The following is a 4018-nucleotide window of genomic DNA, read 5'->3' as shown; positions in this document are numbered from 1 at the left end:
GATCAGCACACCGCAGAAGCCGAGCAGGATCGCCATCCAGCGGCGCCAGCCGACCTTTTCGCCAAGCAAGAGGTGCGAGAGTGCCGCGACGTAGATCGGCCCCGCCATGTAGAAACTCATCACATCGGCCAGCGGCAGATAGACCACGGCGGCATAGAAGAGCGCGGTGTCGAGCGTGGTCATCACCACCCGCAGCAGCTGCAGCTCCAGGCGTTCCATGCGAAACAGCTTGGCCGGGCCCTGGTTGGCGATCATCGGGCCGAGCACGAAGAAGGCGCCGATGGAGCGGATCAGCACCACCTGGCCGACGGAGAAGCTGGCGACCAGCCATTTGCCCATGGCGTCGTTCAGCGCAAAAAGGAAATCGCCGGCCAGCATCAACAGAATGCCGGCCAAAAGCACATTCCTGATCGTCGAATTCTGCGCCACGGGCTGCGTCATGCCGATCCCGATTCCTCCCTAGTAAGCCGCGTCGTAGACGGAAGTGGCTGCCTTGACGAGGAGAATTCGGGCAATGGGTAAGACCAGCGCCGGGAATCGGCTGTATCTAGCTGGATATGTGCCGCCGGTTCACCATTCCCGGCCTTCCGCCGATGGACAGCCTGGTTTCCTGCTTCGTCCGCTCCGCCACCACCTTGCCCCTGGCGATGACGCACAGGCGCTCGGCGCGCAGCCGCAGGGCTTCGACCGGATTGCCGGCATCGAGGACGACCAGGCTGGCGCGCTTGCCGACCGCCAGGCCGAGATGATCGAGGCCCATGATCGCGGCATTGACGTTGGTGACCATGTCGAAGCAGCGCGCCATCTCTGCCGGGCTCGACATCTGAGCGACGTGCAGACCCATGAAGGCGACATCGAGCATATCGGCGGTGCCCAGCGAATACCAGGGATCGAGCACGCAATCCTGGCCCCAGCCGACGCGAATGCCGAGCGCCAGCATTTCCTTGACCCGGGTCAGGCCGCGGCGCTTCGGGAAGGTGTCGTGGCGGCCCTGCAGCATGATGTTGATCAGCGGATTGGGAATGACCGAGACGCCGGCCTCGGCGATCAGCGGCAAAAGCTTCGAGACGTAGTAATTGTCCATCGAATGCATCGAGGTGAGGTGCGAACCGGCGACCTTGCCGTGCAAACCAAGACGCTGCGCCTCATAGGCAAGCTGCTCGATATGGCGCGACAGCGGATCATCGGTCTCGTCGCAATGCAGGTCGACCATCAGGCCGCGGCTGGCCGCGATCTCGCACAGCTCCGTTACCGAGCGCGTGCCGTCGGCCATGGTGCGCTCGAAATGCGGGATGCCGCCGACGATGTCGACGCCCATGTCGAGCGCGCGGATGGTGTTTTCACGCGCCGATGGAGAGCGATAAAACCCGTCCTGCGGGAAGGCGACCAATTGCAGGTCGATGTAGGGAGCGACCGTCTTCTTGACCTCGAGCAACGCCTCGACCGCCAGCAGGCGGTCATCGCAGACATCGACATGGGTGCGGATGGCGAGCAGGCCCATCGACACCGCCCAGTCGCAATAGGCCAGCGCGCGATCACGCACGGCCTCATGCGTCAAAAGCGGCTTCAACTCGCCCCACAGCGAAATGCCTTCGAGCAGCGTACCCGAAGCGTTGATGCGCGGAATGCCGTAGGAGAGCGTCGCATCCATGTGGAAATGCGGATCGACGAAGGGCGGCGAGACCAGATTGCCACGGGCGTCGACCTCGGTCCGCGCGGAACCCTGGAGAACGGGCTCGATCGCCGCGATCGTCTCACCGTTGATGCCGATGTCGGCAACCCTGCCATCAGGCAGTGTGCCGCCGCGAACGATAAGGTCGAAATCCATCCGTCGTCATCCCGTCAAAAGAATCATCTGATATAGCCGAGGCTGAAAATCGCATCCCGTCGATGCCGCTTGCAACAGCGATTTGTCCGCGGCGGCCGCGGATGGTTTCATCCGGCCGCAACTCCCTCTATAAGCCGCCTTCGTTGTCCCGGTTTCAAGGATCCGCCGTTTGTTTCGTTTCTTCCGCTCGACGGAAAACCAGCGCCTCGTCGCGAGGTTGATCCGGGAATCCTTTTATCAGCACAGGTTTGGCTACGGCGCCGCGATCTTGTCGATGCTTGTGGTGGCCGCCACGACCGGCGCCAGCGCCTGGATTCTCAAAGAGATCACCGACGAATTCGTAGTCTTCAAGCGGATTGACCGGGTCAACCTGATTGCGGGCGGGGTCGCCACGATCTTCATCCTCAAGGGCCTCGCCAACTTCATTCAGGCCTATTTCATGAGCCGTGTCGGCAACGCCATCATCGCCGACCGCCAGCGCAAGATCTACGACCGCATCCTGGCGCAAGGCATCGAATTCTACCATTCGACCTCGTCGTCCGACCTGATCACACGCATGACCAACAATGCGCAGGCGGCACGCAACGTGCTCGACCTCGTTGTCACGTCCTATGTGCGCGATCTGTTGTCGCTGGTCGTCCTGGTAGGAGTCATGGTCTGGCAGCAGCCAGCCTTGTCTATAATCTGCTTCGTCGTCGGCCCCTTGGCTATCTACGGGGTCAACCGCATCCTGAAACGTGTTCGCAAGTTCGCCGCGATGGAGTTTCGCTCGGTCGGCCAGATCGTGCAGGTGATGCAGGAAACGGCAATCGGCGTGCGCGTCGTCAAATCCTTCAACCTCGAAGGCGCGATGCGCAACCGCATGTACAAGGCCGTGTCGGACGTCGAGAACCGGGCCAATAACATCGCGACGCTGGAGGCTGCGACAAGCCCGGTGATGGAGACGCTGGCCGGGCTGGCTATTGCCGGGGCCATCTTCGTCAGCGGCTTCCTGGTCTTGCAGGGCGGCCAGATGCCGGGAAACATCATGGCCTTCATCGGGGCGCTCCTGTTTGCCTATGAGCCGGCAAAGCGCCTTGCGCGCGTACGCATATCGCTGGAAAGCGGCATTGTCGGCGTGCGCATGATGTTCGAGCTCGCCGACCAGCCGCTCACTCTGGTCGAGAAGCCGGACGCGAAGCCGCTTCTGGCCGGACCGGGCGAGATCCGGTTCGACGCCGTCGACTTCGCTTATCAGAAAGGGCCGCCGGTGCTGGACAGGTTCGATCTGACGCTTGCGCCCGGCAAGATGACGGCGCTGGTCGGGCCTTCCGGCGGCGGCAAGTCGACGATTCTAAACCTGATCATGCGCATGTATGATCCGCAGAGCGGCAGGGTGCTGTTCGACGGTCAGGATATTTCCCATGCGACGCTCGCATCGCTGCGGGAAAAGATCGCCTATGTCAGCCAGGATACGTTCCTGTTTGCCGGCACCATCATGCACAACATCCGGCTTGGGCGCGAGGGTGCGACCGACGATGAGGTGATCGCCGCCGCCAAGGCGGCCAACGCGCATGACTTCATCAGCGCGCAGGCGAAAGGCTACGAGACGGATGTCGGCGAGAATGGCGGCCTACTGTCGGGCGGCCAGCGCCAACGGATCTCGATCGCACGCGCCATGCTGCGCAATGCGGAGATCCTGCTGCTGGACGAAGCGACCAGCGCGCTCGACGCCGAATCGGAAGCGCTGTTCCGCGACGCGCTGCAGCAATTGACGGAAGGCCGCACGACGATCGTCATCGCGCACCGTCTGTCGACCGTGCACCAGGCCGACACAATCGTGGTGCTCGAAGCCGGCAAGGTGGTGGAAAGCGGCCCGCACAAGGCCTTGCTCAAGCAGGGCGGGCTCTATCAGAAGCTCTATGAGTATCAGTTGATGCCGTAGCACTTCTCTTCCCTTCCCCCCCCTTGTGGGGGAAGGTGGATCGGCGCGCGGCGCCGAGACGGATGAGGGGTGTTCCAGCGGAGTGAGACGTCGGTGTTCTCTGGACCACCCCTCATCCGTCGCCTGCGGCGACATCTTCTCCCACAGGGGAGAAGGAAGAAACCTCACTCCGGCACAAACCTCACCGCGCCCTTGGCCGCGCTGGTGGCCATGGCGGCATAGGCGCGCAAGGCGGTCGTCACCTTGCGCTTGCGCTTTTCCTCAGG

The 4018-nt window shown here is 62.6% G+C and carries 3 protein-coding genes; 1 reads left to right on the top strand and 2 read right to left on the bottom strand.

Going from position 1 to position 4018, the window contains the following annotated elements; translation table 11 throughout:
* Together ENZ74_RS24280 and ENZ74_RS24275 are read right to left on the bottom strand one after the other, a co-directional pair.
* Nucleotides 1-441, bottom strand: a 441-nt coding sequence (locus ENZ74_RS24280; RefSeq protein WP_164761171.1) for a DMT family transporter, incomplete at its 3' end; no start/stop codon positions are given.
* A 106-nt stretch (nt 442-547) separates the two neighbouring features.
* A complete protein-coding gene (locus ENZ74_RS24275) occupies nt 548-1828 on the bottom strand; it encodes an amidohydrolase family protein (RefSeq protein WP_063169915.1) in 1281 nt (426 codons plus the stop codon).
* A 169-nt stretch (nt 1829-1997) separates the two neighbouring features.
* Between ENZ74_RS24275 and ENZ74_RS24270 the strand changes: the two genes are divergently transcribed.
* Nucleotides 1998-3752 carry an ABC transporter ATP-binding protein gene (locus ENZ74_RS24270; RefSeq protein WP_013528036.1) on the top strand — a complete coding sequence of 585 codons (1755 nt, stop codon included), beginning with the start codon at nt 1998-2000 and terminating at the stop codon, nt 3750-3752.
* Nucleotides 3753-4018: the final 266 nt, after the last annotated feature.

This window comes from Mesorhizobium sp. M7A.F.Ca.CA.002.15.2.1 (genome assembly GCF_003998715.1).
Taxonomy (GTDB): domain Bacteria; phylum Pseudomonadota; class Alphaproteobacteria; order Rhizobiales; family Rhizobiaceae; genus Mesorhizobium; species Mesorhizobium ciceri.
This window is presented reverse-complemented; position numbering and strand designations above follow the sequence as displayed.

Excerpts from the sequence above, each read along its gene's own strand:
- ENZ74_RS24275 (WP_063169915.1), bottom strand. The coding sequence starts at position 1,828 with ATGGATTTCGACCTTATCGTTCGCGGCGGCACACTGCCTGATGGCAGG.